The sequence below is a fragment of the Xanthovirga aplysinae genome (assembly GCF_009711365.1).
GTDB classification, from domain to species: Bacteria; Bacteroidota; Bacteroidia; order Cytophagales; family Cyclobacteriaceae; genus Xanthovirga; species Xanthovirga aplysinae.
In genome coordinates this window covers 1-4,622 of sequence record NZ_SMMB01000842.1, presented here as the reverse complement: position 1 = coordinate 4,622, position 4,622 = coordinate 1, and the positions used below count along the sequence as shown (strand labels likewise).

The 4,622-nt window shown below is 35.7% G+C and carries 5 protein-coding genes; 3 read left to right on the top strand and 2 right to left on the bottom strand.

Going from position 1 to position 4,622, the window contains the following annotated elements; all coding sequences use genetic code 11:
* Positions 1-165: 165 nt before the first annotated feature.
* The gene (locus tag E1171_RS06605) at positions 166-1,581 is read left to right on the top strand and encodes a CCA tRNA nucleotidyltransferase (RefSeq protein WP_155205220.1); all 1,416 of its coding nucleotides are present in this window, start codon (positions 166-168) and stop codon (positions 1,579-1,581) included.
* Between the two features lie 139 nt (positions 1,582-1,720).
* Positions 1,721-1,933 (top strand): hypothetical protein, encoded by a 213-nt coding sequence (locus tag E1171_RS06600; protein ID WP_155205219.1) that lies wholly within the window; start codon positions 1,721-1,723, stop codon positions 1,931-1,933.
* 183 nt (positions 1,934-2,116) lie between these two features.
* On the opposite strand, the gene E1171_RS06595 is transcribed toward E1171_RS06600, so the two are convergent.
* Together E1171_RS06595 and E1171_RS06590 are read right to left on the bottom strand one after the other, a co-directional pair.
* The gene (locus E1171_RS06595) at positions 2,117-3,418 is read right to left on the bottom strand and encodes a cryptochrome/photolyase family protein (protein WP_155205218.1); all 1,302 of its coding nucleotides are present in this window, start codon (positions 3,416-3,418) and stop codon (positions 2,117-2,119) included.
* 16 nt (positions 3,419-3,434) lie between these two features.
* The gene (locus E1171_RS06590) at positions 3,435-4,136 is read right to left on the bottom strand and encodes an SDR family oxidoreductase (protein ID WP_187696309.1); all 702 of its coding nucleotides are present in this window, start codon (positions 4,134-4,136) and stop codon (positions 3,435-3,437) included.
* Between the two features lie 251 nt (positions 4,137-4,387).
* On the opposite strand from E1171_RS06590, the gene E1171_RS24225 reads away from it, so the two are divergent.
* The coding region (locus tag E1171_RS24225) for a hypothetical protein (RefSeq protein WP_222931422.1) at positions 4,388-4,622 on the top strand (235 nt) is incomplete at its 3' end.

The window sequence follows — 4,622 nt, the reverse complement described above, 5'->3', positions numbered from 1 at the left end:
TGCTGATGAAGAAGTCCCTCAAAGGAGCCCTTCCAAGAAGAATTTCAAAAGAAAATCACGCTTTTAATAAAAATTATTTAAGTCAAGCGATAAGTCAATGGGGATAAATGAAAGTTCCTTTTGGCTTTTAAAAAGAGACTTATTCGAAAGAAACTTTCAGCGAGGATGAATTATAAAGATCGGTTAGAAAACAACAGGATTTTTGAGATAGTAAAGAAAAGTGCCAAAGAATTAGCTGTTGAAAGTTATGTTATCGGTGGCTTTGTAAGAGATATTTTTCTTCAAAGATCATCTAAAGATATTGACATTGTATGTTTAGGCAGTGGAATAGAACTGGCAAAAAAAGTAGCCGAAAAATTGGGTAGAGAGGTACATGTCTCCGTATTCAAGAATTTTGGTACAGCCATGTTAAAGTTTCAAGAGTGGGAAGTGGAATTTGTAGGTGCTCGCAAAGAGTCTTATAAAAGAGATTCAAGAAAACCGATAGTGGAAGACGGTTCTCTTCAGGATGATCAAAACCGAAGAGATTTTACCATAAATGCTTTAGCACTTAGTCTTAATGAGGATGATTATGGTGAATTGATTGATCCCTTCGATGGAATTCAGGCACTCAAAAAGAAGATCATTAAAACTCCACTTGATCCCGAAATTACTTTTTCAGATGATCCGTTAAGGATTATGCGAGCCATTCGTTTTGCCAGTCAATTGGGCTTTGATATTGCACCTGAAACCTTTGATGCCATAGTAAATCATGTGGAAAGATTAGAAATTGTTTCTCGAGAGCGGATAACAGATGAATTAAACAAAATTATCCTCTCTCCCAAACCCTCTTATGGTTTTCAATTAATGTTCCATTCAGGGGTATTGAAGCAAATATTCCCTGAGATGGTGGCCTTGCATGGGGTTGAAAAAATTAAGGGAAAAGGTCATAAAGATAACTTCTATCATACGCTGGAAGTATTGGATAATGTGGCGAAAGTTTCGGGTGATCTTTGGTTAAGGTGGGCAGCTATTTTACATGATATAGCCAAACCTCAAACCAAACGTTTCGATCAAAAAGTAGGCTGGACTTTTCATGGACATGAGGATAAAGGTGCCCGAATGGTCCCTCAACTATTCCGGAAAATGAAATTGCCACTGAACGAAAAAATGAAATATGTTCAAAAATTGGTGCGTCTCCATTTGAGGCCAATTGCTCTGGTGAAAGATTTTATTACAGATTCAGCCATCAGGAGGCTATTATTTGAGGCGGGTGATGATGTAGACGCTTTAATGATCTTATGTCGAGCGGATGTGACTTCCAAAAATCATGAAAAGGTGAAGCGCTATTTAGGTAATTTCGACAAAGTGGACGCCAAAATGAAGGAGTTGGAGGAAAAAGATAAAATTCGAAATTTTCAGCCTGTAATTACCGGGGAGATTATTATGGAAACATTCCAGCTTAAACCTTGTAAAATTGTTGGGGAAATAAAGGAAGAATTGAAGGAGGCCGTTCTAGAAGGACTTATCAAAAATGAGTATGAAGAAGCCTTTAAGTTTATGCTCAAGATGGGTAAAGAAAGGGGATTGGAACCTAAGTGATTAATAATAAAAAGTGAATAATTATTTTTGGGAATTTTGGTCTTTTTGCCTGAATAATAGGATTATATAAAATGGTACATATTGAACATATTTGCCTGAAGCCATATAGGGACTTCACCAAGAGGTTTTGTAGCCGAATATGCCAATCAAATTTGTAAAATTACCAGAAGATGCAAAGGGAATCCATTATGGTTTGTTTTATAATGCCTCTTTTATTTCAGTAATTTCCCATTTTGTTAAAGGTGATGATGGGCAGTTCAGGAAGTTTGCCACAGTATCTTATCAAAGAAAGGGCTTTGGAAGGAAACTATTAGTTTATCTGTTGGAAGATGCCTTAAAGGTTTGGACTTAAGACAGTTTGCTGTATTGCTTTAAAAAATTCTATTCTCCTTTATGAGCGTTTTGGAATGAAAATAGGTTCTAGTCCTTTTAAAAAAAGTGGTGTTTCTTATATTAATTTGAGAAAGACATTAAATTAGAATTCTAACCTCTCCCTATAAAAGTTTTTGTCTTGATCCAGGTTTAATATTTAAATTCATTGGTTTACAGCTTGCTGATAAGTTTCCAAGGCTCTTTTCCTTCCAAAAGAATAATCCACGATGGGTTTGATGTACTTTTTTGGATCATCAAATTCAGGCACCCATTTTCGTACATATTTTAAATCGGGATCCCATTTCTTGCATTGGCTTTCGGGATTAAAAATTCTAAAATAGGGCACCGCATCACATCCACTACTAGCAGCCCATTGCCAACCTCCATTATTGGAAGATAGCTCAAAATCTAGTAGTTTCTCCGCAAAGTAGCTTTCTCCCCATCGCCAATCTATTAACAAATGTTTTACTAAAAAACTGGCTGTTAGCATTCTTACTCGATTATGCATGAATCCAGTGAAATTTAATTCTCGCATTCCTGCATCTACCATGGGGTAACCTGTTTTTCCTTTGCACCAGGCCTGAAATTCCTCTTCATTGTTTCTCCAAGGAATACGGTCGAATTTTTCTTTAAAAGATTGGTCAATAACCTGAGGGTAATGCCATAGAATATTTCCCATATAAAATTCTCTCCAAATTAGTTCATTTAAAAAAGTGTCATTAAGTGCTATTGCTTTATTTATGAGTTTCCTAATGGAAATAGTGCCAAAGCGAAGATGTACACCGAGACGACTGGTTCCCTGGATGCCTGGGAAGTCACGTGTAAGGTGGTAATTTTTGATTAATTCTTCATTAAATTTTTTGGGAGGGAAAGGGTAGTGGGTGTATTTAAATCCTAAATCTGAAAGAGTGGGCATTGGAAGAGGAGGGCACAAAAATAAATGGTTTAATTTCTTTTCTGAGTGAAAAGAGGTAACGGGATTTTGTAAAAGTTTAGCTTTCCATTGACGCATATATGGGGTAAAAATGGTATAGGGTTTTCCATCTTTTTTTAGAATTTCATCTTTTTCGAAAATAACTTGATCCTTAAAGGTGGAAAAGCCTATTTCATGTGAAATCAGGAGTTGTTTAATTACTTCATCTCTTTTTCTAGCGTAAGGTTCGTAATCGTGATTAGTAAATACCGTTTGAATGGGAAATTCTTCTATAAGCTCTTGGAATACATCCGCAGGTTGCCCATACTTTAAACAAATTGTACTTCCTCTTTTTTCTAATTTGTTCTTTAATTCTAAAACCTGCTTATAAATAAAGTCCACTCTTGGATCAAAAGGCTTTGGTAAGTCATCCAGAATGTGGGTGTCAAAAATAAATAGAGGTAATACGGGCAACTTTGAAGACAGCGCATGGAAAAGTCCGGCATTGTCATCTAATCGGAGGTCTCTTCTGAACCAAAAAATATTTATCATATAGGGAGAGTTTTCACTATTTACGTAAGGAGGATAATCCGCCGTCAGCCCCAATAATTTGTCCAGTTATCCAACTGCTTTCACCTTCTAATAGAAAGACAGCTAAAGCGGCTATATCATTACTGGTACCAATTCTTTCCATTGGATGCCTTTTTGCTCCATGCTCAATCTTTTCTTTACTATTAAGCAGGTGGGAAGACAAAGGTGTTTCTGTAAGAGATGGTGCAATGCAATTTACCCTTACTTTTGGTGCAAATTCTGCTGCCAAAGACCTGCATAGACCTTCAATAGCTCCTTTAGAAGTTGCTACGGAGGCATGAAATGGCATTCCTTGACCTACAGCAACGGTACTAAAGAGAACAATACTGCTTTGATTCTTTTTTAATGATCCTTCTATCTCATGGATGATTTTTACTGCTCCCAAAACATTTATTTCAAAATCTTTTTGAAAGTCTTCATTCCTAAGACTTCTAAAAGGCTTTAAATTGATGGTTCCAGGACAATAAGCTAAGCCATCTAATTGCTCAGGAAGTCCCTCCAATTTAACTTCATCATTTGTCACATCTACCGATATATGTTTTATACCACTTAAATTCTTGATAGATTCTCCTCTGCGGGAAGCCACAAAAACATTTTCTCCTTTTTTCTGCAGTTTCTCAGTGATGGCTAGGCCAATTCCTGAACTTCCTCCTACGATCAAGAAATTTTTCTTTCTCACATTTTCTATTTGTTAAGTCTATAAGTAGAATTGGAAAACCAGCTAAGATGTTTTAAAAGTAGAGAAGTGTAAGGGTGTTCTTTCTTTAAAAAGAAATAATTTTCTGTTTCACTAATTAGTTATTTAAGGCAATGATCTCCGTTGTAAGGGTATTTTGTTCTGTTGTAAATTTTAATAAGACTTTCTATACACCTGAAAACAGGAAAAGAATCTCAACTTGGCCTTCCACCTTTCATTCTAAAACAGGTAACTTGAGTGATCACAAACTAGAACTTTCAAACAGATGGGAAAATATGATTCCTAGTCCAGATAATTTGCTTTTAATTTTTTTGGAAAAAAATCCTTTTTACCAATTTAAAAAACGCTCTTCTGCAGGCCTGGGAGATTATATGAGTTGGTATAAAACTTTAAATGAAAGAAATTCTTTGACAAATATATCATCTGAGTTGCTTAGTTTTAACTTAAACGAACAAGAACCTGTTTTTT